The 23420-nt window shown below is 63.0% G+C and carries 21 protein-coding genes and 1 pseudogene; 1 reads left to right on the forward strand and 21 read right to left on the reverse strand.

Annotated elements, in window-relative coordinates; all coding sequences use genetic code 11:
* Window positions 1-66: 66 nt before the first annotated feature.
* The 8 genes from DYQ94_RS13365 to DYQ94_RS13400 form a co-directional block, all read right to left on the reverse strand.
* Window positions 67-1359, reverse strand: a complete 1293-nt coding sequence (locus DYQ94_RS13365) for a flagellar hook-length control protein FliK (protein WP_126966697.1) — start codon at window positions 1357-1359, stop codon at window positions 67-69.
* Window positions 1356-1811: a flagellar export protein FliJ gene (gene fliJ, locus DYQ94_RS13370; RefSeq protein WP_104622651.1), complete on the reverse strand. Its 456-nt coding sequence runs from the start codon at window positions 1809-1811 to the stop codon at window positions 1356-1358. The genes DYQ94_RS13365 and fliJ overlap by 4 nt, the downstream gene beginning before the upstream one ends.
* Window positions 1812-1814: 3 nt before the next feature.
* Complete coding sequence (fliI, locus tag DYQ94_RS13375) at window positions 1815-3191, reverse strand: flagellar protein export ATPase FliI (RefSeq protein ID WP_046342558.1); 1377 nt, start codon at window positions 3189-3191, stop codon at window positions 1815-1817.
* Entirely contained in the window at window positions 3188-3808 is a 621-nt protein-coding gene (locus DYQ94_RS13380) for a FliH/SctL family protein (protein ID WP_024939589.1), read from the reverse strand. Before DYQ94_RS13380 ends, fliI begins: the two co-directional genes overlap by 4 nt.
* Window positions 3805-4794 (reverse strand): flagellar motor switch protein FliG, encoded by a 990-nt coding sequence (gene fliG, locus DYQ94_RS13385; RefSeq protein ID WP_024939590.1) that lies wholly within the window; start codon window positions 4792-4794, stop codon window positions 3805-3807. The genes DYQ94_RS13380 and fliG overlap by 4 nt, the downstream gene beginning before the upstream one ends.
* 10 nt (window positions 4795-4804) lie before the next feature.
* Window positions 4805-6535 carry a flagellar basal-body MS-ring/collar protein FliF gene (gene fliF, locus DYQ94_RS13390; protein WP_016904679.1) on the reverse strand — a complete coding sequence of 577 codons (1731 nt, stop codon included), beginning with the start codon at window positions 6533-6535 and terminating at the stop codon, window positions 4805-4807.
* A 13-nt stretch (window positions 6536-6548) separates the two neighbouring features.
* On the reverse strand, window positions 6549-6920 hold the full coding sequence (gene fliE / locus DYQ94_RS13395) for a flagellar hook-basal body complex protein FliE (RefSeq protein WP_006449786.1): 372 nt from the start codon (window positions 6918-6920) through the stop codon (window positions 6549-6551).
* A gap of 321 nt (window positions 6921-7241) precedes the next feature.
* Window positions 7242-10751, reverse strand: coding sequence for a glycosyltransferase (locus DYQ94_RS13400; RefSeq protein WP_126966747.1), 3510 nt, complete (start codon window positions 10749-10751; stop codon window positions 7242-7244).
* 464 nt (window positions 10752-11215) lie between these two features.
* Between DYQ94_RS13400 and DYQ94_RS13405 the strand changes: the two genes are divergently transcribed.
* Window positions 11216-12133 (forward strand): hypothetical protein, encoded by a 918-nt coding sequence (locus DYQ94_RS13405; protein WP_126966698.1) that lies wholly within the window; start codon window positions 11216-11218, stop codon window positions 12131-12133.
* 126 nt (window positions 12134-12259) lie between these two features.
* Here the strand turns inward: DYQ94_RS13405 and DYQ94_RS13410 are convergent.
* The 13 genes and pseudogenes from DYQ94_RS13410 to DYQ94_RS13470 form a co-directional block, all read right to left on the reverse strand.
* Window positions 12260-12439 (reverse strand): annotated as a pseudogene (locus DYQ94_RS13410) (hypothetical protein); the annotation flags it as partial.
* 23 nt (window positions 12440-12462) lie between these two features.
* Window positions 12463-13833 (reverse strand): polysaccharide pyruvyl transferase family protein, encoded by a 1371-nt coding sequence (locus tag DYQ94_RS13415; protein ID WP_095574685.1) that lies wholly within the window; start codon window positions 13831-13833, stop codon window positions 12463-12465.
* Between the two features lie 27 nt (window positions 13834-13860).
* Window positions 13861-15078: an FkbM family methyltransferase gene (locus tag DYQ94_RS13420; RefSeq protein WP_065032217.1), complete on the reverse strand. Its 1218-nt coding sequence runs from the start codon at window positions 15076-15078 to the stop codon at window positions 13861-13863.
* A 14-nt stretch (window positions 15079-15092) separates the two neighbouring features.
* The gene (locus tag DYQ94_RS13425; RefSeq protein WP_126966700.1) at window positions 15093-15716 is read right to left on the reverse strand and encodes an LbetaH domain-containing protein; all 624 of its coding nucleotides are present in this window, start codon (window positions 15714-15716) and stop codon (window positions 15093-15095) included.
* Entirely contained in the window at window positions 15706-16851 is a 1146-nt protein-coding gene (locus DYQ94_RS13430) for an aromatic ring-hydroxylating oxygenase subunit alpha (RefSeq protein WP_126966701.1), read from the reverse strand. The genes DYQ94_RS13425 and DYQ94_RS13430 overlap by 11 nt, the downstream gene beginning before the upstream one ends.
* Before the next feature lie 3 nt (window positions 16852-16854).
* A complete protein-coding gene (locus DYQ94_RS13435) occupies window positions 16855-17508 on the reverse strand; it encodes a NeuD/PglB/VioB family sugar acetyltransferase (RefSeq protein WP_126966702.1) in 654 nt (217 codons plus the stop codon).
* Window positions 17505-18239 carry an SDR family NAD(P)-dependent oxidoreductase gene (locus DYQ94_RS13440; protein WP_126966703.1) on the reverse strand — a complete coding sequence of 245 codons (735 nt, stop codon included), beginning with the start codon at window positions 18237-18239 and terminating at the stop codon, window positions 17505-17507. The genes DYQ94_RS13435 and DYQ94_RS13440 overlap by 4 nt, the downstream gene beginning before the upstream one ends.
* Window positions 18236-19000, reverse strand: a complete 765-nt coding sequence (locus DYQ94_RS13445) for an SDR family NAD(P)-dependent oxidoreductase (protein WP_126966704.1) — start codon at window positions 18998-19000, stop codon at window positions 18236-18238. Before DYQ94_RS13445 ends, DYQ94_RS13440 begins: the two co-directional genes overlap by 4 nt.
* The gene (locus DYQ94_RS13450; protein ID WP_033479029.1) at window positions 18997-20034 is read right to left on the reverse strand and encodes a ketoacyl-ACP synthase III; all 1038 of its coding nucleotides are present in this window, start codon (window positions 20032-20034) and stop codon (window positions 18997-18999) included. The genes DYQ94_RS13445 and DYQ94_RS13450 overlap by 4 nt, the downstream gene beginning before the upstream one ends.
* 4 nt (window positions 20035-20038) lie before the next feature.
* The gene (locus DYQ94_RS13455; RefSeq protein ID WP_008575943.1) at window positions 20039-20260 is read right to left on the reverse strand and encodes an acyl carrier protein; all 222 of its coding nucleotides are present in this window, start codon (window positions 20258-20260) and stop codon (window positions 20039-20041) included.
* Window positions 20261-20324: 64 nt separating this feature from the next.
* Window positions 20325-21434 carry a DegT/DnrJ/EryC1/StrS family aminotransferase gene (locus DYQ94_RS13460; RefSeq protein ID WP_024939601.1) on the reverse strand — a complete coding sequence of 370 codons (1110 nt, stop codon included), beginning with the start codon at window positions 21432-21434 and terminating at the stop codon, window positions 20325-20327.
* A gap of 118 nt (window positions 21435-21552) precedes the next feature.
* Window positions 21553-23037: a sigma-54 dependent transcriptional regulator gene (locus DYQ94_RS13465; RefSeq protein WP_046342581.1), complete on the reverse strand. Its 1485-nt coding sequence runs from the start codon at window positions 23035-23037 to the stop codon at window positions 21553-21555.
* Window positions 23030-23413: a response regulator gene (locus tag DYQ94_RS13470; protein ID WP_016904817.1), complete on the reverse strand. Its 384-nt coding sequence runs from the start codon at window positions 23411-23413 to the stop codon at window positions 23030-23032. The genes DYQ94_RS13465 and DYQ94_RS13470 overlap by 8 nt, the downstream gene beginning before the upstream one ends.
* Window positions 23414-23420 lie beyond the last annotated feature (7 nt).

Consider the following 23420-nt stretch of genomic DNA (forward strand, 5'->3'; position numbering starts at 1 on the left):
GGGGCGGTGCCGGAGCTTGCCGGCATCCAGGTTTCAGCCGCGCCGGGGCGTGCCCGGCACGCGCGCTCAGGCGTAGGCGTCCAGCAATCCACGCTGGCGTAACACCACTGACGGAATTCCGACGGGCGGGCTGTCGTCCAGGCTGAGGCCATTGCCCTCGCTGCCGCCACCGTTGCGGTTGCCGGACTGGTTCTGCTGTTGCTGGCCGACATCGGCCTGGCCGAGCTGGAAGCCGTTCTGGCCGAGCATGTCGCGCAGGCGCGGCAGGCTCTGCTCCAGCGCCTGGCGCACGTCGGCATTGGCGGAGCTGAAGCTGGCATTGACCTTGTCGCCGTCCAGATGCAGCCGCACCTCGACCGGGCCCATCTCGTTCGGGGTCACCTTGATGTGGGCATGGCCGATCTTCTGGTCGGCCAGCCAGCTCAGGCGCGCGCCGATGGCGTCGTCGAAGGTGTCGCTGCCCATTTCCGGGGTCGGCGTGGGCGAGGCGCTGAACACCGGCGCCGGGTCCTGCAGGCGGCCGAGCGCGGCCGCCGTGGTGGTCGGCAGCACGAACGCCGGGGCGTCCGGCGCGGCCGGGCCGGCGCTGTCGTCGGTGCCCGTGTCCAGCGCCTTGGTCGCCATGCTCATCAGTGCGGCCGCCTGGGCGTCGCCGCTCAAGGCGGTGACGGAGGTGGGCTTGGCGCCTGCGGTGGCTGCCGGTGCCAGCGCGCCCAACGAGGGCAGGGCGGTGCCGGCGGTCGCGGGTGCGGTGGGTGCGGCCGCGTCGGTCGGCAGCGCGGTTGCCGCCGGCGTGGCGCCGGCCGCAGCGGTCACGCCGGCAGCCAGTGCCGCAGCCGCGGCCGCCAGCACATCGCCGCCGGGCAGCGCCTGCGCCAGCAGGCCCATGCCGAAGCCGCCCAGGCCCGGCGGTGGCCAGCCGGTGTCGGTGGCGGTGGCTGCGTCGGCCGGTGCGTCTTCGCCGTTGCTCGCGGTCTTGCCGCCCTTGCCGGCCTTGGCGGTGGTGGCAGCGCTACTACCGTCGGCGGCAGCCGGTTCCTTGGCGTTGCCGGACTTGGCGGCCTTGGCATCGCCGTCCTGCGCGCGCGGGCGTGCAGTGGCATCGCCCGGCGCATCGTCGCCGTGGTCGTCGTCGCTGCGCTGCTTGTCGGGCTGGTTGGACTTGGGCGCAGCCTGCTTGGCCGGCACGCGCTCGGGCGCCTGCGGCGGGGCCTGGTTCGGGGTGTTGGCCGGGTTGAGCATGCGCGCGAACTGGTCCTGGCCAGCGTCCGGCTCGGACGAGGGATCGCTGTAGCTGGATTTCTTGCCGGTGCCGGCGAGTGCGCCGAGGCCGGCGGCAAAAGCGGACAAGGGGTTCATGCGGATTCTCCGTGGGTATCTTCGCTGCGGGCCAGGCGCGAACGACGCGCGCCGAGGTCGTCCATCTCACGCTGGTCGCGGCGTTCGATCACCTTGTTCTCCTGCGCGCGGTAGCTGGCGGCCAGTTGCTCCAATACCTGCTTCTCGCGGCTGGCCAGCAGCAGCCGGGTGCGCTCGGCTTCCACCTTGTTGCGGTTGGTTTCCACGGTCTGGGCCTGCTGCAGCACGGCGCTGTCGAGCCGGTCCAGGAAGGCGCGGCGGTTGCTCAGCGCCACGGCGCTGGTGCCGGCCATGTGGCTGTTGGCGTATTCCTCGGCGTAGCGGCGCAGTTCGTCCAGGCGTGACTGGTGGGTGTCCAGGGCGCGCTGACGCTCGGCCAGGTCGCGCGCGACCTTGTCTTCCTGTTCCTGGGCGCGGCGCAGCAGGGGGTCGATCCGTTTGGATTGCATCATGGATTAATTCTCCGGTTCCACCAGCTGCTGCAGCGCGGACAGGCTGTCGCTCAGAACCGACGCCTTGTGCACATCCTGGCCAAGGAATTCGACGATCTCCGGCCAGCGCGCCAGGGCTTCGTCGGTGGCCGGGTCGCTGCCGCGCTGGTAGGCGCCGATGGCGATCAGGTCGCGGTTGGCGGTGTAGGCGGACAGCAACCGCTTGAGCTTGCGGATACGCAGGCGCCAGGTGTCGTCGGCGATGTCCTGCACCACGCGGCTGACCGAGGATTCCAGGTCGATGGCCGGATACAGGCCGCTGTCGGCAACCCGACGCGACAGCAGGATATGGCCGTCCAGGATGGCGCGTGCGGCGTCGGCGATGGGGTCCTGCGGGTCGTCGCCCTCAGTCAGCACGGTGTAGAAGGCGGTGATCGAGCCGCGCCCCTTGGCGCCGTTGCCGGCGCGTTCCACCAGCGCCGGCAATTTGGCGAACACCGACGGCGGGTAGCCGCGGGTGGTTGGCGGCTCGCCGACCGACAGGCCGATCTCGCGCTGCGCCTGGGCGAAACGGGTCAGCGAATCCATCAGCAACAACACGTTCAGGCCCTGGTCGCGGAACCATTCGGCGATGGCGGTGGCGCGGTAGGCGCCATGCAGGCGCGCCAACGGCGGCCGGTCGGCCGGGGCGGCCACCACCACGGCGCGACGCAGGCCTTCCTCGCCCAGCGTGGTTTCGACGAAGTCGCGCACTTCGCGGCCACGTTCGCCGATCAGCCCGACCACGATGACGTCGGCCGAGGTGAAGCGGGTCATCATGCCGAGCAGCGTCGATTTACCGACGCCGGAGCCGGCGAACAGGCCCACACGCTGGCCGCGGCCGATCGGCAGCATGGCGTTGATGGCGCGCACGCCCACGTCCAGCGAGGTGGTGATGGGTTCGCGCGCCAGCGGGTTGATCGACACGCCGGCCATGCTGACGCTGCCTTCGCCGCGGATCGGGCCTTTGCCGTCGAGCGGGGTGCCGTCGCTGTCGATGACGCGGCCGAGCAGGCCTTCGCCCACCTCCACGCCGCCACGGCGCCGCGAGGGCACCACGCGGGCGTTCGGCAGCAGGCCATGCAGTTCGGCGCTGGGCATCAGGTAGGTGCGTTCGCCGGCGAAGCCGACCACTTCGGCATCGACCCAGCCGCCGTCGACTTCGACCTTGCAGGTGGCGCCCATCGGTGCCTCGCAGCCGGTGGCTTCCAGGGTCAGGCCGACTGCCCGGCGCAGGATGCCTTCGCGGATCAGGGTGCGGCCTGCGCTCGGTTCCAGCCCGAGCCCGCTCAGGCGGGTGGCCAGGCGCAGGTTGCGCGCGTCCAGCCAGTCGGCCGGGGTGGCGCCCAGCAGGGCGCTCACAGGCCCGCTCCGGATTTGCGCATGACTGTCTCCAGCGCGGCCCGCAGGCGCGCGTCCAAGGTGCCGTCCACGCGCACGCTCTCGGCATGCACGCGCAGGTCGCCGCGGCTCAGGCTCAGGTCCGGGGCCACGCGGGTGGTGCTGCTGGGCGCCAGATGCGGCAGCAGCGCGGTGATGTCGTCCGGATGCAGGCGCACTTCCACCTCGCGGCCGGCGCCGCCGACCGCATCGATGGCCTCCTGCACCAGCTCGGCCAGCAGCTGCGGGTCGGCCTGGTAGGCACGCCCGACCAGCGAGCCGGCGATGCGCACGGCCAGCTCGCCGAGCGCGCCGACCACTTCGTTCTCCAGCCGCGCCAGCGGGCGGGTAAAGTTGTCCAGGATGCCGTCGATCTGCGCGGTCAGGCGGCGCACTTCGGACTGGCCCTGGGCAAAGCCTTCGGCATGGCCGCGGGCGAAGCCTTCCTGCTGGGCGGCGTCTTCGATCGCCTGGATCTCTTCCAGGGTCGGCGGACGCAGCACCGGCTCGAGCACGGCCGGCTCGTCGTACTCCGGCGCCGGCGGGGCCGGCTCCAGGTGCAGGTCGGGGGCCAGCCAGCGGGTGACGATGTCGTTCATACCATCGCCTCCGCACCGGCGCCGCCGAGGCTGATGGCGCCTTCGTCAGCCAGGCGGCGGACGATGGTGAGGATTTCCTTCTGCGCCGCTTCCACGTCGGCCAGGCGCACCGGGCCGCGCGCTTCCATATCCTCGAGCAGGATCTCGGCGGCGCGCTGGGACATGTTGCGGGTGATCTTCTCGCGCACCTTGACGTCGGCACCGCGCAGGGCCAGGCCCAGGCGCTCGCCGGAGACCTCGCGCAGCAGCGTCTGCAGGCCGCGGTCGTCCAGGTCCACCAGGTTGTCGAACACGAACATCAGGTCCTGGATCTTGCCGGCCAGGTCGGCGTCGATCTTGCCGATCTCGCCCAGCACGCCCTGGTCGGCGCCGGTGTCGAGGAAGTTGAGGATGTTGGCGGCCACCTTGATGCCACCCACATTGGACGACTTGAGGTTCTGGTTGCCGGAAAACTGGCGCTCCATGATGTCGTTGAGCTCGCTCAGCGCATTGGGCGGGATGCCGTCCAGGGTGGCGATGCGCAGCAGTACGTCGGCGCGGGTGCGCTCGGGCAGCAGCTTCAGGGCCTCTGCGGCCTGGTCGCTGTCCAGATGCGCCATGACGATGGCGATGATCTGCGGATGCTCGTTGCGCACCAGGTCGGCCACCGCGCGCGGGTCCATCCACTTCAGGGTGTCCAGGCCGGTGGTGTTGCGGCCGAGCAGGATGCGGTCGATCAGGCCACCGGCCTTGTCGGCGCCCAGCGCCTGGATCAGCACGTTGCGGATGTAGTCGTCGGCGCCCACGCCCAGCGAGGTCTTGCCGGCCAGTTCGCCGTTGAAGTCGTCCATCACCTTCTCGACCTGATCGCGCGAGATGCCGGTCATGGTGGCCATGGCGATGCCGATCTTCTGCACCTCCTTGGGGTCCATGTGCTTGAGCACTTCGGCGGCGTCGCTTTCCCCAAGCGACAGCAGCAGCACGGCGGCGCGCTGTACGCCGGTCATCGGTGGTGTATCAGGCTTCACTGGCGACCCATCCCTTCACGACTTGTGCGACACGTTTTGAATCGGCTTTGACTGCTTCGCGTGCAAGACGCATGCGTTCTTCGTAGGCGTCCGGCAGCGCGATCGGGTTCTTGCGGTCCTGACCGAGCTGGGCGGTGTCCTCTTCCAGGCGCGGCATCAGGTCGTCATCGTCGACCATCCGCACGTCGGCGCTCTGCGGAGTGCCATCGTTGCCGCCCTTGGCCTGCTTTTCCTTGATCGCGGTCACGCCGGTGAGCTGGCGCAGGGTGGGGCGCACCACGCCGAACAGCAGCGCCAGCACCACCACCGCACCGACCAGCAGGCGCAGACCGTTCTGCACACGCGGGTCTTCCCACCACTTCGGACCTTCCTCGCCGGCCACCGCTTCGCGCACGAACGGGGCGTTCATCACCGACACCGTGTCGCCACGGGCCGCGTCGAAGCCCACTGCCTGCTTGACCAAGCCCTCGATGCGGGTGAGCTCGGCGGCCGTCAGCGGCTGCTCGACCATCTTGCCCTTGGCACCGGGGCGCGGGACGTTGTCCAGCAGCACCGCCACCGACACCCGCTTGATGCGGCCGGCCGGCTGGCGGGTGTGTTGCAAGGTCCGGTCCAATTCGTAATTGCGGGTGGCGCTCTTGGAACTTTCGGTCGGCGCGGCCGGTGCGGCGGCCTGGCCGTTGGCAGCGGCCGGGGTGCCCGGTGCGCCGGCAGTGGCGTTTGCGGCTGGCGCCGGCGGCTGGCCGGGGCTGTTGCTGGTGGCGCCCGGGGGGCCCTGCGGGCCGGTGGCGCTGGTGCTGGTGTCGCTGACCTGTTCGCTGCGCAGCTTGGCCGGTTCGCCGTTGTAGAGCTCGCGGGCTTCCTCGACCACCGAGAAGTCCATGTCCACGCTGACTTCCGGGTTGACCCGGCCCGGGCCGGTCATCGGCTCTAGCAGCTCGCGGATACGCTGGTTGTAGGAGCTTTCCTGGCGACGCACCTGTTCGAACTGGGCGGCATGCTGGGCAGCGTCGCTGTTGGGATCGGCGATGGAGAGCATGCGGCCGCTCTGGTCGACCACGGTGACGCGCTCGGGGGTCATGTCCGGGATGCTGGAGGCGACCAGGTTGACGATGGCATCGACCTGGTTGCGCTCCAGGCCCTGGCCGCCGCGCAGCTCCAGCACCACCGAGGCGCTGGCCACGTCACGCTGGCGGGTGAAGGCGCTGGGCTTGGGAATGGCCAGATGCACACGGGCCTCGCGCACCGGGCGCAGGGTGCCGATGGTGCGCGACAACTCGGTTTCCAGGGCGTGCTGGTAGCGGGCGTTTTCGACGAACTGGCTGACGCCGAAGCCGGGATCCTTTTCCATCAGCTCGAAGCCGCCGCCGGTTTCCTTGCCGGTCAGGCCGGAGCCGGCCAGCTTCAGGCGGGCGTCGTACAGACGGTCCTGCGGCACCGAGATGGCGCCGGTGTCCTGGTCGATCTTGAACGGGATCTGCGCGGTGCGCAGCAGGTCGGCCGCTTCGGCATTGCCCTTGTCGTCCAGGCCGGTGTACAGCGACTGGTAACCGGGCTTCTGCGACCAGAAGAACACTGCCAGACCGGCCGCCACCGCCACGGCGATCATCGCCATCATGGTCAGCTTGCGGGTGATCTGCAGGCTGCGGACACGGTCGAACCATTGCCCCGCCTTTTCGGCGTTCTGGTTCATGTTTTCTTTGGTGATCGCGAGAGCCATGTGTCGTCAACCCTTACAGCGGCATGTTCATGACGTCCTGGTAAGCCTGGACGAGACGGTTGCGGACTTCCACGGTGGCGCGGAAGGCCACCTGGGACTGCTGGGAGGCGACCATGACCCGTGCCAGATCGGCACTGGGGTCGCCCATTTCAAAGGCCTTGGCCAGCGCGCCGGACTTCTGCTGGGCCTCGTTGACGCCGCCGATGGCGCCGCGCAAGGTCTCGCTGAAGCTCGGTGCCTGGGTGGCCGGTGTTCCCTGTGTGCCGGCCAGCCCCTGGATCTGATTGCCGCGCGCCGCATCGCCCACCGCGCCCATCGGGCCTTGGCCCATCTGCGTCTGGTAGCTGCGGATCTGCGAGAGGATGGAGGTAACGGAGTCGCTCATGGGTGCGGTCAGCCAGGGAGGCATCCACACCAGTGCAAGCGGCGTGCCGAAACCGCGCCGGGATTCCGGCGCCGGGGGCGGGGAGGGGCTTTAAGTCAGCCGCGGATGGGTCTGGCGTTGGGCGATGGCCCAGGAGTATTGGGTGCAGAGCGTCGGATCTGCGGCTTGGCTGCAGGGCCCTTGCCCGCCACCCTCGCAGGACACGCCGCAAGGACGTCCGTGTAGGCGCTTACGCGGCATCCCTGCCGCGTAAGGTCCCGCGACGGTGGGCGGACAAGGACCAATCGAGACGGTAGTGCATGCACCCGCGGCCTCGATCCGCTAATCCGGCAACCACGCCTCACGCCAGCGATCAAGATTGCGTCCGGTCAGCATCCAGTCGCGGCGCACCACGTCACGCAAGGCCGCGCCCTTTGCCGCCGAAGCGGCCGGGTCGGCCAGATGCTCGCGGATCGCGCCGATCCAGTCGCGGTAGCGGTTTTTCACCAGGGTCACCGGCAGGTTGCCCTGGTAGCAGCGCACATCGCTGGCGATCACCGGGTAGCCGCAGGCGCCGTATTCGAGCAGGCGCAGATTGCTCTTGCACTCGTTGAACAGGTTCTGTTCCACCGGCGCCAGCGCCAGGTCCAGATCCAGCGCCGCCAGTGCGGCCGGGTAATGATCGATCGGCACGCCAGGCTGGAACTGATGGATGTGCTGGCGCAACGCGAACGGGTACATCCCCATGAACACCCATTCGACCTCGTCGGCCAGCTCGCGCACCACATCGGCGATCAGTTCCAGATCGCCGGTGTGACTGACGCCGCCGGCCCAGCCGATGCGTGGCTTGCCACCCTGGCGTTGCTTGCGTTCGCTGCGTGCGGGCAGGTGCTCCCACCAATGCGGTGGCAGGCGGTTTTCGGCCACGCGGATGTCGCCATGCAACCCGGCGAACGCCTCGGCCAGGGCAGGGGTGGACACCACGAAGCGGTCTACCATGCCCAGCCCGCGCCGCACGGTCTTGAGGATGTCCTTGGGCATGTGCTCGCGATGCGCGTTCTTCAGCGGCAGGTTGGGCAGGTAGTCGTCCAGCTCGTAGACCTTGAACGCACGCGACAGCGCCTGCATGCGCCGCATCGCTTCCAGTCGCGGCTCGCCGACCTGGCGTTGCAGGATCACCACGTCGGGATCCTGGCGCGCCAGCTCGCTGATCTCTAGATAGCCGTTGAACAGCACGCCTTCGACCATGCCGGCCTCGCGCAGGGCGCGCAGCGGCTGGATTACCCGGTAGTGGCCGCAGCCTTCGATATCGGCGGGGAGGGCGATCATCGTCGGCAGCGGTCGCCACGACTGCAGTGGCCGCCAACTGGCGCGCGGGTCGGCCAGCTGGAAGCCGGCGCCGGGGTCCAGCGAGAAGCCCGGGTTGTAGGCCGGGTCGTTGGCCATGACCGGCAGCCAGCGCGCATACATCGCTTCTTCGTCGAGTGCAGTGGCGGGTGGCGCGTCGGGCGGGTCGATCAACAGCTGCGCGCGCGCGGCGTAGACATTGAGATAGCCGGCCTGCTGCAGGCGCAGGCACAGGTCGACGTCGCTCCATTGCGCCAATGCCGGTTCCTGCGCAAAGCCGCCGGCGTCCAGGAACAGCTGGCGCGGCAGCATCAGGCATTCGCCACTGAGCGCGCTGTAGTTCTGATCCAGTTGCAGGCGCTGCAGATAGCCCGATTCGTCGAACGCCGCACCTGCGAAGGCGCGCGCCGCTGGTGCCCCCAGGCCCAGCAGCAGGCCGGCGTGATGCACGGTGCCGTCGCCGCGCAGCAGCTTGCCGGCCACCGCGCCGACCTCCGGGCGCAGCGCGTGGTTGAGCAGCTGCGCCAACCAATCAGCCTTGATCGCTGCCGCACCGGCCGCCAACCACAGCAACACCTCCCCACGTGCCTGTTCGGCTGCCGCATTGCAGGCTGCCTCGCGCGAGGGCGCACCGTCGAAGCGCAGCACGCGGATCTGCTGCAGGCCGAGGTTGTCGATGCCCGCCAGCCAGTCGCGCAACGCCGGCTCGGCGCTGTCGCCGCGATCCAGCAACAGCAGTTCGTAGTGTGGATAGCCGGTGTTGGCGAGCACGCTTTCCAGGCAGCGCTGCACCTGCGCCAGGCGTCCATCCACCAGCACCAGGATGCTGACCAATGGTTGCTGTGCATGCCGGTAGTCCACCGCGTGCCGGCCGGGGCCGTTGCCGCTCACCACTGCGTCCAGGTACCCGCGCGCGGCAAGATGGCGGCTGATGGCGCGCTGCTCGTCTTCGTCGCCATGCCGCGTGGTGGCCGATGCCACCAGCAAGGGTTCGGCGATGTGCTGGATGCAGGCCAGGCCGTAGCGTTCGACCAGCCCAAGCTGGTAATCCAGTTCGAAGGCGTCGCTCGTTTCGGTTGCAAAGCCGCCATCGGCCACTAGCGTCTGGTGCCGGAACAGCCAATGCCGCGACATCGTCGACGGTGAACTCAGCAACATGTCCAGATACAGCGCCGGCCGCATTGCCAGCCCCAGCTGACCACCATCCAGCGCGACCACTTCATCGGCGTAGATGGCCTGACACGTGTCCGGCAGCGCGAGCATCTCCAGTGCCAGCATCAGCAGGCCGCTGGCGGTGAACAGGCTGCCGGCCTGGACCAGCAGCACCCAGTCGATGGACTGTTGCGTGGCGATGGTCCGATTGAGCGCGGGCACCAAGCCGTCCGGACCGATCAGCACACCGCGCCCGCCGTGCTCGGCGGCCTGCTGCGGCGAGCTGCTGATCACCCAGGTCTGCTGGTTCCGATAACACGCCACCGCCGCCAGGCTGGCCTGGGTTGCGGCCACCGCCGCCGCATCGCCGTCGCTGTCGACCACCATCACTGCGATCCGCGGGCCGCCCGCATGCGCCTGCAAACGTGCATCGATCAAGGCGCGCTGCACGGTGCTGGGATGACGCACCCCCAACCACGTGGCCGGCGACACGCGCTCGGCCATTCCTGCGCTCTGCATCAAGGCGTTGACCAGATCCACCGACTTGAACACCCGCGCCTTGTGCGGGCTGAGCGGGGCGACACGCACCTGGCGGTTGTCGCCGCTGTCGCGTCGCCAGCCGAGTTGGCGGATGCCCTGGCGCAAGTCCTCATGGCCCTGGTCGCCGATGCCGGGCTGATCGCGGCCGGCCTGACTGAACTGCGCACTGGAGACGCGGAACTGCGTGAGCGGGCCGGACAGCAAGGCCAGGTTGCCGTGACGCAGCAGTTTGACGTAGATCGCCAGGTCGCCAACCCAGTGGATGGCCTTGCCGTTCAACATCATCAGCTCGCCACCCAGCGCCACCAGGTCGTCGCGCCGTGCAAGCACGCAACTCGGCTCGCCGATGAAGTTGATGGCGTGGTCGGCCAGAAACGACACCAGCTCCGGCCCGTCGATCAGCACATCCTCGGCAAACGGGAAGCTGGTGGCCAGGATGTCCGGCAACGGCGCACCGTCGTCGTCGATCCGCAGCCGGCGCGAGGACGCCAGCGCGGTGCCGGGGTTGCGCTCCATTGCGCCGACCAGCTGCGCGACGCAGTCCGGCTCCAGCACGTCGTCGTCGTGCAGGAACTTGATGTATTCGCCCTGCGCCAGGCCGATCCCCTTGACCGTGCTGCCGAGTTCGCCGAGGCGGGGGGTATTGCGGTGGTAGCGGATCGAAAATGGGGCGTCAGCCAGCCTCGACGCCAGCACCGCCTCGATGGCGCCATCGGCGTTGTCGTCGCAGATCACCAGCTCCAGCGCCGTGTAAGTCTGCGCCAGCACGCTGTCCAGCGCCTGCGCGAAATAGCGTGGCTTGTAGGTCGGCATGACGATGCTGACCAGAGTGGTAGAAGTCATGCAGAGCGGACCGTGTTCGAGGATTGGAGGACTGGGACTCATCGCATTGTCGAGGATTCGGCAACTATGCGTATACAGGCAGCGGCGCGAGCGTGATCCGCTACTTGAAACATGCGTGCTTTAGATTGTCCGGCGTGAGGTGCTGAGTTCAGCCAAGCCTGAAATGTGCGGAGGCGCTGGTGCTGCGCCGATGCCAACCCTCAAATGAGGGCTGGTTCTCAGCAATCGATCAATGCCAATGGTAATTTGGTCAGGCTGCAGACCTCTAATGGAGGATAATTGAATCCTGATATTTCCAATCTTCCCAAGATGCAAGATGACGACCCCATTGCATCGATCATTAAATTAAATAATTATTTTTAAAATAAGCATAAAAGTGGCTGGTAATTTCAATGTAATGCACTTTACATTAAATTCTTAAGGAGTTTCATGTTATGTCGGATGCAATCTCAGGTGCCAATATTTATGTGAAACGCGGAACTCGTGCGCAATTTGATGCTGCTGCCACAGCTGGTGAACTCGCTGCCAGCGAGCCGTATTTCATCATTGATGAAGGTCGGTTCGCGATGGGTACCAGTGCAAACAGCTATGCCACTTACGCCATTGCCTTGACTCAGGATTTATCTTTGTATGTCTCCACCACCGGTAGTGATTCAAACGATGGGTTAAGCGCTGCGACTGCGTTTCAGACCATCCAGCGTGCTGTGAATGTAGTGAGGACGCGCTATTCATTATGTGGCTATACAGCGATTATCAATGTTGCAGACGGAACTTACGTAGAAAATGTTTTGATGGGCAGCGTGGCAGGTGGCATCGTGCGGTTTGTAGGTAGCACATCTGCTATTTGGCGTAACACCGCAGGATACCTCCTTGTGGCGGGTACCGGTAGCGCAGTTCAGGTTTCTGGTTTTACTTTAGGTGGTGGGAGCACAGTAAACGGCATAGGGGTCACTGCTGGAGCGTCGTGTACCTTCCAAGGCGGTCATGTGTTCGCAGCGATGACTGGGTTTCAAATCCTTGTCTCGCGCAATGGCGTTGCCGTCGTCTCAGGCAACTATAGTATTACTGGAGGTGGTTTTGTCCATTATGGGATATACGACGGAGGCCAACTTACCATTTCTAGCGTTGCCGTCGCCTTGACGGGTTCGCCTAACTTTAGTAATTGCTTCGCTGACGTTGGTCGTGTAGGCAGCATAAATGGGGGGGACGTGGCATTTACCTTCTCCGGAGCGGCCACGGGCCGGCGATATCAAGTATATGCAAATGGGGTCATCTGGGTTAGTGGAAAGGGCCCGAATATATTTCCAGGAAGCGTGGCCGGATCCGTTAGTGCTGGTGGGAGTTATTCGTGATGTTAGAGATTGTGAAGGTCCTTCGTTTGTGAAGACCGGCATTCCTCATTCAGAGGGGCGATTTTCCAAGCTGGTGCGCTGCTAGCCCAGCTTGTCTACGCGCTGCCGGTATGACCTTACTCCTCAACGCTTATCTGGTTGCTGGTAGCGAACGGGGGAGGGCGCTACCAGCAACTTGGACGCCACCACCGCCTCAATGGCGCCAGGGGCATCGGCGTCACAGATCACTAGCTGCAACGCTGCTTAGGTTTGCGCCAAAACGCTATCCAGCGCCTGCGCGAAATAGCGCGGTTTGTAGACCGGCATGACGATGCTGACTAGATTCGATTTCACTTGGCTTTACCCGTAGATCGGCTGAGATAATCCAAATACTCCTTGCGCGTCAGCCCTGGATAGCGCCGTCTAAGGAGTTGGAATTTATCTACCAAGCGCCGAGACATCTCTCCGCCATGCTCTCTCCGAACAACGACTTCGCGGTCCAGATTCTCTACGAGTTCGGTGTAGGCTTCATGTAGCTCAGCTGCAACCGAGGGGCTAGTGCTTTTCTTTAGATCCGGAAATTCAAAACAGGGTTTGTCATGAGGCACAGTGCAAGGAACAAGGCCGACTGCGTCGAGAAAATCAAGAAATTCCTTGTACAAAACCGGGTAAGCGTTGTTCATTTCAGAGAGGTCGAGGTTCTCGAAAACTTCACGGATGTTGCTTCTGCTGTGAATGGTAGGGTCATAAGGGATGCGGAGGTATTCGCAAGTTTCCCTGGCCCTGGAATCCGGGTTGGTCACAATGGCGGGGACGCCGCTATTAATCGAGAGAATTCCGGAGTGAAGTCGGGTTCCAATCGTGAGGCAATGGTCGTTGCTTTTGAAGAACGTGGCCCATCGGCTGTAATCAGAGAAAAATTCCAGCCGTCCAGCCATGGCCTTGGCCAATAGTTGGAAGGACGTGGGTATTTCGTCGAGATTGAAAGGTTGCGCTGTGATGTTGCGGGTCGATGGCAGTGCTTTTTCAAGATAGAGCAAGTTGATGAAATACAATTCATCCTGCAGCAGATGGGATGTCCTCGGCAGCCCGGAATTGAAGAATGTGGCCGTAGTGATGACCTTGTCCGCATCCCACGGCTTTTTTTGCAGAGCCCGGGTGGGTCCGTTCTCAAAGTAGCTCGGGCAGCCAATCACTCTGACGTTCTTTATGCCAAGGCTATTCAGGATCTCGGCGGAATAATTTCCGCGAACACCAATCAGCTTGGACTTTTCAGAGAGAAGGGAGAAATTTCGCTTTTGATTGGGGCTGAGGCGCTCGGCCAGGTTCGGGTCGTAGCCATTGAATGAGTTCGCGCAAAGGCTCACCGGCACGATCGGGATCGTGATTTTTTCAAGAAAGTGCGTGATCCGCTCAACCGGGAGGCCCGAGAAGTCCTCCCGGATGTCATCCTTCATCGTCCAGACAAGATGCGAATATTTTTGGTTGATCTCTTCTGCAAGTTGATCGGAGAGCTTTGCCTCCAGTGCGTTAGAAATGTGGTCAACTTTCACCGGGCACCCGAACAGTGCTTTCAAAAAACCATAGGCGATGTAGCCGTTTCCTATATTCTGGCCTCTGACATTGTCTTGGGACGGCCCCATGCCTTTCAGGAAGTCCGACATTTCCAGGGATTCAGGAAGGGCTGAGTTGAAAAGGAAAATCTTGCTTGGGTCAGTCATCGATCCGCTCATTTTTAAGGCAGAGCGTTAATAAAAATAAAGGCAGGTATCCCAGCGATCCGGCGTGTGATGGCGCAGGCCGATCCTGTAATCCGGGTTCAGAGATAGGGCAAAATCGCTTAGATCTAGCAAATCGGTAGCTCTGTGATAGGCGGAGATCGCCATCTTGGGTTTGCACTGAACAATCGCATTCTGCGCACCTTTCAGTGCCGAAAGCTCCGACCCCTCGATGTCCATTTTGATGAAGGTGGGTGCATCGTCGATAACATCGTCGATGCAACATACGTCGATCATGTCTGCCGGTTCGCAATCCTCACTCGAAGGCTTGACGAAGCCGCCGTGGCCACCCTCGTGATTGAATGGAACCCTGCCTGTTGTCTCGCCTACGCCGCAGTCATGCAGACTGATTCTGGACGCCAGAGCTGTGCCTTCGTAGCGGCGCAGTACGTTCTTGAGTGTGCCGACGTTGATCCGATCGGGTTCAATCATCCAAGAACGCGAGAATTGGCCTTTGGTGGCGCCAATCAGGCCTGCGAGCGACTCGCCAATCGAGGCGCCGCAATCAACCATCTTTTCTCCGCTACCGAATTGCAGCAGGCCGGAGCGGAAGTACAACGTGGTGTAGGGGCGTTCGATTTCGTGGTAGTACTCGGGGTCACAGGTCAGGTGGAAGTTGAGGACAGAGAACAGGGTTTGTGCCGAATAGGCATCGGAAAAGCGTTCTGCCAGACGCTGAAACCTGGGAATGTTGCGCACGATCTCCCGTCCCCAATCGTCCACCCGGAAATCTACACGCCCCTGTAGACCGAAAGCGCGAACGGCCTGTTCAAAGTTGATATGAGCGATCCCGTGCTGCCTGCAGACCTGGTCAAAAAATCGCTTGGGTCCGTCATATCGGCAGGTGTTGAGGGCGATGATGTCGCCAGACTTGGCCAGTTCGATGAACCTGTCCGTCGAGATGATCGGAGTGCCGTAATACAGCGCACCGGAGTGATAGCGGAAGTCGTCCACCGAGGCGATCACATTGCAGTGCCGGTCCTGCTTCAGGTTCAGCAAGTGCGCGCCAAACCCCCCGGTTCCTAAAACGATCACCTTGACTTCGTCGCCAAATTTGGCAATGAGGTGGCGAACGTCCTCGGGAATACCGAACATCGGATCACCAGTCAGGCCCTCGGCGGCGACCTGAAACGTCTCTTCCGATGCCTGCGGGTCGATATTTAGTTTGAATTGGATAGCGGTTTGCATGATTGGTCCCCGGCTTAGGCTTCATAAACATGGATTGGAGTGTCGTAGCGGGCGTGGAAATAGGTCTTGGCCGGCACGTCCTCGCAGTAGACACGTGGCCAGCCAAGTTCGCAGCTTCGCCCCACCTTGACGCCCCCACTCACGATGGCGCCGGTTCGCAGGATGCTATTGCTGCCGATCTCGACGCCCGCGCCGATTTGCACACCATGCTCTATCCAGCATGACGATTTAACGCGGCATGCGGGTCCCAGGTGCGTGCCGGCGTGGATGACGGTGTTGTAGTCGATCCTGCACCCGTGCCCAACGACAGCATTGGCACCCACGAATGCGTTGAGACCAATGGCCGTGTCAGAGCCGATGGCTGCGCTCGGGTGGATGAAGGGTTCGAGCTTGAAGCCACGCTCCATCGCTGCCTGCATCAGTTCCATGCGCTTGAAGTTGCCGAAGCGTTCGTCGAAAGCCACGAACATGGCCCCGTCTGTCGGATTCAGTCCATCCAGCACGTCCAGATCGAATTCGTGTTCCGAGTCCTGTGGTACATCGATCCTGATGACCGTCTCGTCCTGACGCGCGTGCTTCCAGGCATGAAAGGCCAGATCGAGGTATTCGCTGCCGCCGATGATCCACCTAGATCTCATGTTCGGTCTCCATCAGCACCGTGTACCAGCGCTCAACCAGGCGATTCATTGATTCATAGGCTCCCTGGGTGGGTAGCGGGGCGTCTATATGCAGTGCCGCCTGCACCCGCTCCATGATGTCCACGTCTTCTCCCACTACCACCTTGCTGCCGTGCATCTGCGCAAGCAACACTTGGCTGGAAGAACCGTAAGGCTGTTTCTTGCGCGCGCTGAACCAATAGATTTCCAGGTCGGTCCGGTCCGGTGCGACGGGGATGTGGTGTTCCAGAGTGAAGGAATAGCCCCCGTTGGCGCTGGCGATATGCAAATTCGGGAAGGCAAGCCAGTTAAAGTAGGCGTCCTGCTTGCCCCAGCGTTCCACTTTAGCGTGCCAGCCGAAATGCTTAAGGTTGGGGATGGTGGCTTCCGGGCCGCCGAAACTGAAGCGGCGCATCTCGCGCCTCAGCGCTACGGGCGACGTGTCCTGCAAGGCCTCCATGGACTCCTTGGCTTGTTCCTCGTTTACCTGGGGAGTGAAGTTGACGCTTTTGGCCAGGGTCTTGGGGTGGACAAAGCGCGGGTGGTTGGCGTCCCGCAGATTCTCGTAGGCCAGCTTCCAGTTGTACCGGCCATGCCATGTGGTCACCATGACCTCAGTGTCATAGGCGTTGGAACTACTTTCCAGCAAGGCGATGAAGTCTGCCGAAAACTGCTCCTCGATTGGCATGGGGTCTGGATCGAGGTTGACGAACAACAGGTTGCCGATGGCGCGCAGTGAGAATTCGCGCAGCTTCAAGTTGGCCTTTTCACTATTGTCCAGGTGGTAGATCGCATCGCAGTCCGGGATGTTCTTTACCCGGCCTTGTTCGTCGTAACTCCAGGCGTGGTAGGGGCACACCAAAGGCCGGCAACCGAGAGCAGCGGTTTGAATCAGTGCACTGCGGTGGAGGCAGACGTTCTCGAACGCACGGATTTGCCCGCGGAAGTTCTGGATCACCAGAGGAACACCCGCGATCTTGCGTGTGATAAAGCAATTGTGATCCTTCAGCAGCGTTTTGAGTCCTGCGAACAACCAGACCCTGCGGAAGATCTTGCGCTGTTCGCAGTCAAAGATTTCCTGCGACAAGTAATACTTGGGGTGCATCCTGGAGCGCATGGATCAGTCCATCTTGATGTTCTTGTGGAATACGATCTTGGCCGGATTGCCAAACACCGTGGCGCCTGCCGGCACATCCTTCAGCACGACCGCACCGGTGCCGACGACAGCGTGCTCACCTACCTTGACGCCAGGTACTAGGGTGGCACGTGGGTGCACGACTGCGAAGTCGCCTATCTGCACACCGCCTCCCATGAAAACCTGTGCGCCCACATGAGCATAATTGCCAATGCGGACATCGTGTCCAATCACCGACCAAGTGAGCAGATTGGCAAAATCCCCGATCCACACATCGGGGCCAACGTGTACTTGGTTGCCGAGAAAGCAACCTGTGCCCAGATGCACGCGGCGACTGAGGTGCGCCTCGGTGCAGATTGGGATGAACGCGGCCCCCTTTGCAAGCAGCGGTTGAATGTATTTATGCCGTTCCAATGGGTCGCCTTGCGCGCAGACAAAAGCCTCGTTGCCACGCGGCACGTATGTCAAAGGGTCACCGACGATGGGTACTCCGGTATCGAAGCCATCGAGAATATGCTCGCGGCTGTCCAGGAATCCGGTGACTTCCCATTCCTTGCGATGTGCAATATCACCTTGCATTTGCTCAAGAACCTCCCGGCCCCAGCCGCCCGCCCCGACGATGAGCACGGAATAGGTCATAGGACAGACCCACCGTCCATTACCAAACTGGTCCCGGTTACCCAGCGGCTGGCATCGGACAAGAGATAGATCGCAGCGTTCGCTACGTCCTCTGAGGTGCCCAAACCGAGCGGGTGGCGTTTTCGCTGTGCTTCCAGATGGGTTGCGTCCCAAATGGGCGTTATGACCGCAGAGGGAGATATGCCATTGACCCGGATCTTGCGTTTGGCCTGCTCCATGGACAGGCAGCGAATGATGCCGAGCAGGGCTGACTTCATGGCCGAATACGGTCCTACCCCGGGTGTGCCGATATGGGCCGCAGTGGAAAGCATGAAGACGATGGAACTCTGAGGCGCAAGGGCGTTGGCCTGCAACAGCCGCTGGGTGAGCATGACAGGGGCCAGGAAATTGACCGCATAGACATCGGTCATGAGCTTTTCGGTCAACTGCCTGATAGGGCTCAAGCGCTGCCTGCCAGCGCAGTGGACCAAGCCATCTAGGCTGGAAATGCCCTGTACTAGTCGTTCACGGCCTTCGGCTTCGGTCAGGTCGGCCAGCACTTGAAGGTGGCCTTGGCCATTCAACAAGTTGTAGGTTTCCTGCAGGCGTTCTGCATCCCGCCCGGTGATGACCAGGCGCGCCCCACGCCGCGCGCAGGAAACAGCGATTTGCCTGCCGATGCCCGATGAAGCGCCTGTGACCAAAATGGTCTTGCCATCTAGTGAAAAAGCGCGTTGCGCCGCGTTGGTCATGCGTAGATGTCCATCGGTACAGAAAAACCGCCATCAAGAATGAAGTGGTTGCGCGTGATCCAGCGGCTGGCATCGGAAAGATAGAACACTGCTGCGTAAGCCACGTCTTCCGGCTCGCCCATGCCAAGTGGCGTCAATGCAAACAGGCTGTCCATATTGCCGCCGCTTCCCTGCAACCCATCCAGCAAGGGAGTGCGTACATAACCCGGTGCAATGCAGTTGGCGCGCATACCTTGCTTTGCTACTTCCATGCCAAGCGAGCGCATCATGCCCAGCAGGGCGCTTTTGCTGGCAGCGTATGCGCTGCTTGCCAGTGGGCCGATATGCGAGGCAATTGAGGCAATGAATAGCAGGGATCCGCCCGGCGCGATCTGCTTCTTCGCCAATAGGCCTCGCGTCAGTAGCATGGGTGCGTAGGTGTTGCTTGCAAATGTCTCGTCAAGGTGCGCTTGACCGATCATTCGAAAGGGGGTCAGCTTGGACATGCCAGCTGCGTGTGCCAAGCCGTTGATGACACCGCTCGCAGCCACCACGTGGTCAATACCCTCCTGTACCGCCAAGTCCGCCACCACTTGCGTGTGGCCTTGGCCGTCCAGTTGGTTGAATGTGGCTTGCAAGCGCTCGGTGTTGCGTCCGGTGATGACAACGCTCGCTCCCATCTGTGAGCAAGTGATTGCAATTTGACGACCAATACCCGATGAAGCACCAGTCACCAGGACGCGCTTGCCTTCTAGGGAAAACGGATCACGCTCGGCGTTCATGCTTCGATCAGTGCCGGAAAAGCCGCGTTTTCGACGTCCACGATCGCCGTGCCCCACGACAAGCCGATACCGAAGCCGGCAAGCAACAGTCGGTGCCTGGCATTGATCAGCGTATCGTTCAGGCGGACGGTCATGGTGACGGGCAGGGAGGCGCCACTGGTATTGCCGAAGTCTCGCAAGGTTGACGGAACTTTCTCCGTCGGCAGCGCCAACTTCTTGCGGATGGTTTCGTTGATCATCTTGTTGGCCTGATGGAAAACGAAAAAATCAACGCTGTCCTTATCAACACCAGAATACTCAAGCAATCTTTCCACCGCTGGAGGTACTCGCTGGGTCGAGAAACTCAATACGGCAGGGCCATCCAGAATGAGTTCACCCGGCCAATGCAGCACACCGTTCTCGTCACGTGTAGGAGAGATATGTTGGGGGCCGTAAGGCTCACGATGTCCGCCTATGGGCAACATGATGGCCCGGTAGCCGCTACCGTCGCTGTTCAAATCGAAATGCATGGGTGGTGCATTCTTGTCGAACTCCAGCGCCGTGGCGGTGCCCGCGTCGGAGAACAATGGGTCCAGAAGCGTGGCCGAGCGGTCGCCGACCAGCAGAAGCGCCTTTTTGATGGTGCCCGCTGCAATCATGCTTCCCACCAGGTGTAGGCCAAAGGGATAGCCGGAACAGCCGAGATTGACATCAAAGGCGATAGCGGTCTGTGGCAATTGCAGCCGGTGCTGCATGATGATGGCCGTGGCCGGGATGGGGTAGTCGGGTGATTGCGTCACGACAATCAGTGCATCGATTTCTTCCTTGTCCCATTGCAGCTCTGCAAGCAGCTTTTCCGCAGAGATGAGCGCCAAATCGGAAAATGTCTGCCAGCTTGGGCAAATGCGACGAAACTCGATGCCGATGTTACGCACCAGACGCTCGCGTTCTGAGCGCATCTTCGGCGGGCAATCGGTCAGGTTGGAAATGATCCGCTTGGGCACGCAACTCGCCATGCCCGCAAAACGGACATTGCTAAGAGTGGACAGTCCCATGGCTTTACCCCAGCAGTTTGTGAAGATCGTTTAAGGTGGCGCAGTTCTTGAGATCTTCGCCGGTAATGACCTTTCCGTAATCCACGTCGAACATGACGATTACCCCCAACGCGGAGAGCGAATCCCACTCAGGCAAGTCGGCCAGTGCGGTGTCCATGGTGACCTCCACCGGTTCCTGGAAGTCGGTGGCGGAGAGGAAGTTCTCGATAAATGTTGCCTGGGTCATGCGAGCTCGCCTGGTTGCCTGTTGAAGAGATGGGAGTCTGAAATGCAGCTGCAGCGTGTTGCGATCATGTTGCGTGTGCGCCGGCGATCAGATCGGCAATGGTATCGACCTGGTCGCGGGTCAGGCCAGGAAAGATTGGCAGGCACAATACCTGTGCGGCCACCGAGCGCGCGACCGGCAGCCATGCCGGCGCCGAGGAGGGCAGGGCGCGATACATCGGGAAATCGCTGATCAACGGATAGAAGTACCGCCGCACCAGGATGCCGTGCTCGCGCATCACTTGGTACAGCGCATCGCGCGACAGCGGGTAGTCGTCCTGCACCAGGATCGGAAAGTACGCGTAGTTGGCGCTGGCGTGATCGGGCCGCGCCACGCAGCGCACGCCGCGAACATCGCTCAGGCGCTGCCGATACTGCGCATCGATGGCGCTGCGCTGGGCGATGGCGTGATCGATGTGCTTGAGCTGCAGCAGTCCGAAGGCTGCGCTGATCTCATTCATCTTGCCGTTGATGCCCGGTGCCACCACCGTGGTCTCATCGACAAAGCCGAAATTCTTCAGATGCCCGATGCGCTGATAGGTTCTTTCGTCCGGGCAGACGATGGCGCCACCTTCGAAGGTGTTGAACACCTTGGTGGCATGGAAGCTCAACACGCTCAGGTCGCCATGACGCAGGATCGAGCCGCCCTCATCGCGCACGCCGAAGGCATGCGCCGCGTCGTAGATCACCTTGAGGTTGTAGATGTCGGCGATGCGCGTGATGGCAGCGGTATCGCAGGCGGTGCCGTAGCAGTGCACCGGCATGATGGCGGTGGTCTGCGGGGTGATGGCCGCCTCGATCTTGGACGGATCCATGTTGAGCGTCACCGGGTCGATATCCACAAACACCGGGGTGATGCTTTTCCACAGCAGCGAATGCGCAGTGGCCACGAACGAGTAGGGCGTGGTGATGACCTCCCCGGTGATGCGCAGCGCCTGCAGCGCGGTGATCAACGCGGTGGTGCCGTTGGTGAGCAAGGCCAGGTGCGGCACGCCCAGGTACTCGCACAACGCGCGTTCGAACGCGTGATGCATGTCACCGCCATTGCTGAGAATGCGGCTGGACCAGATCTGCTCCAGATAGGGCAGGAATTCTTCCAGCGGCGGCAGCAGCGGACTGGTGACAGGGATGGGCATCAATGCCTCGGCAGGTGCTGATGAATGTCGGGATTCCGCCGCAGCCGACGGCTGCGGACGGGGCAATCCTGCTGAAGCAAGCGCTATGCCAGCGAGCCGGGCGGTGAGGCCGGCCCGCTCAGTTCGCCAGCTCGGTCTGCTCGCGATCGATGCCGTACTTGCGCAGCTTTTCCACCAGCGTGGTGCGGCGCAGGCCCAGCAGTTGCGCCGCATGCGCCACCACGCCCTGGGTACGTTCCAGCGCCTCGTTGATCAGCGCCAGCTCGATGTTGGCCATGTGGCCGCGCAGGTCGATGCCATCGTCGGGCAGGCTGGAGCTGGTCGCCGGCTCGGCATCGGCTGACGTGGATGGCAGGGTCACCACATTGCCCGGCAGCGCGATGTCTTCGACGGGGGCGGCAACCAGCGCCGGTTCGGGCGCAGGCTCGGCCGGCACGGCCGCGGCAAAATCACCGCGGTAGCGCGCTGGCAGGTCCTGCACGCGTACCAGTCCGCCCGGATGCAGCACCGCCAGGCGCTCCACCAGGTTGGTCAGCTCGCGCACATTGCCCGGCCAGTCGTAGCTGCGCAGCGCCTGCAGTGCTTCGTCGGCAAAGCGCACTTCGCCGCGTCCGGTGCGTGCCAGTTGCCCGGCGATGGTCTGCACCAGCATGGCCAGGTCGTCGACACGTTCGCGCAGCGCCGGCATCTCGATCGGGAACACGTTGAGGCGATAGAACAGGTCCTCGCGGAACTGGCCGTCGCTGATGCGGGTTTCCAGGTTGCGGTGGGTCGCGGCGATCACGCGCACGTTGCAACGGATGGTCTGGCCACCACCGACACGCTCGAAGCTGCGCTCCTGCAGCACGCGCAGCAGCTTGACCTGCATCGGCAGGCTCATGTCGCCGATTTCGTCCAGCAGCAGGGTGCCGCCCTCGGCCATTTCGAATCGGCCCTTGCGGGTGCTCAGCGCGCCTGTGAAGGCCCCTTTTTCGTGACCGAATAGCTCGCTTTCCAGCAGATCCGGCGGGATCGCGCCGCAGTTGATCGCCACGAACGGCCCGTCGCGCCGCGGCGAATGCTGGTGGATGGCACGTGCGACGACTTCCTTGCCGGTGCCCGATTCGCCCAGCACCAGCACCGTGGTGTCGAAGGCCGCCACCTGGTCGATCAAGCGACGCAAGCGGGTCACCGCCTCGCTGTTGCCGGTCGGGCCGGTGTCCTGCTGCACGCCGGCCTGGTGCTCGGCGTCCAGGCGCTTGAGGCTGGCACGGCGCAGCAGGGCTTCCAGCTGCGTATGCCGCAACGGGGTGTCCAGCGTCCAGACATTGGCTTCGTGCAGGCCATGGGCCTGTGCGAAGGCGCTCGGGCTGCCTTCCATCAGCAGCACCGGTGGCGGCAGCTTGGCATCGGCCAGCCAGTCGAAGAACTTGTCGGCCTGTGCAGCGTCCTGCGCCGAGCCCACCATCACCGCCATCCATTCGTCGTGGCGATGGCGGCCGGGATTGATGTCGGCGCCGTCGGTGACCCAGCGGGGATTGAAGTCCATGAACTCGAGCAGCGAGACCGTGCGCTCGGCGCGCACGGCATCGCTGTCGATCAACAGAATGCGGGACTCACTCATTCCTGGCTCCTTCCGTCAGGCCCTCCAGGATTGGCATGACTTCCTGGATATAGGACAGCTTGCTAACAAAATTGTCAGCACCCGCGCGAAGAGCATGTTCACGATGCTCTGCATCGTCGAAGTGGCTCGCGATGACAATATACGGCGGATCGTCCTGCGTCTTGATCAGACGCGTTGCCTGCAGCCCGCCCATCTCCGGCATGGCCAGGTCCATCAGCACGACATTGGGGCGCAGCGACTCAGAGCGCTCGATCGCTTCCAGTCCATTGGCGGCACTGCCCACGATATCGAGCCACTCCACTTTGCGAAAATGACGCATCGCAGCGTTGATGAAGCCCTCGTGGTCGTCGACCAGCAGCACGGTGAGTTTGCTCATAGTAGTC

Origin of the sequence: Xanthomonas sp. LMG 8993 (assembly GCF_009835065.2) — a bacterium.
GTDB lineage: Bacteria > Pseudomonadota > Gammaproteobacteria > Xanthomonadales > Xanthomonadaceae > Xanthomonas > Xanthomonas arboricola.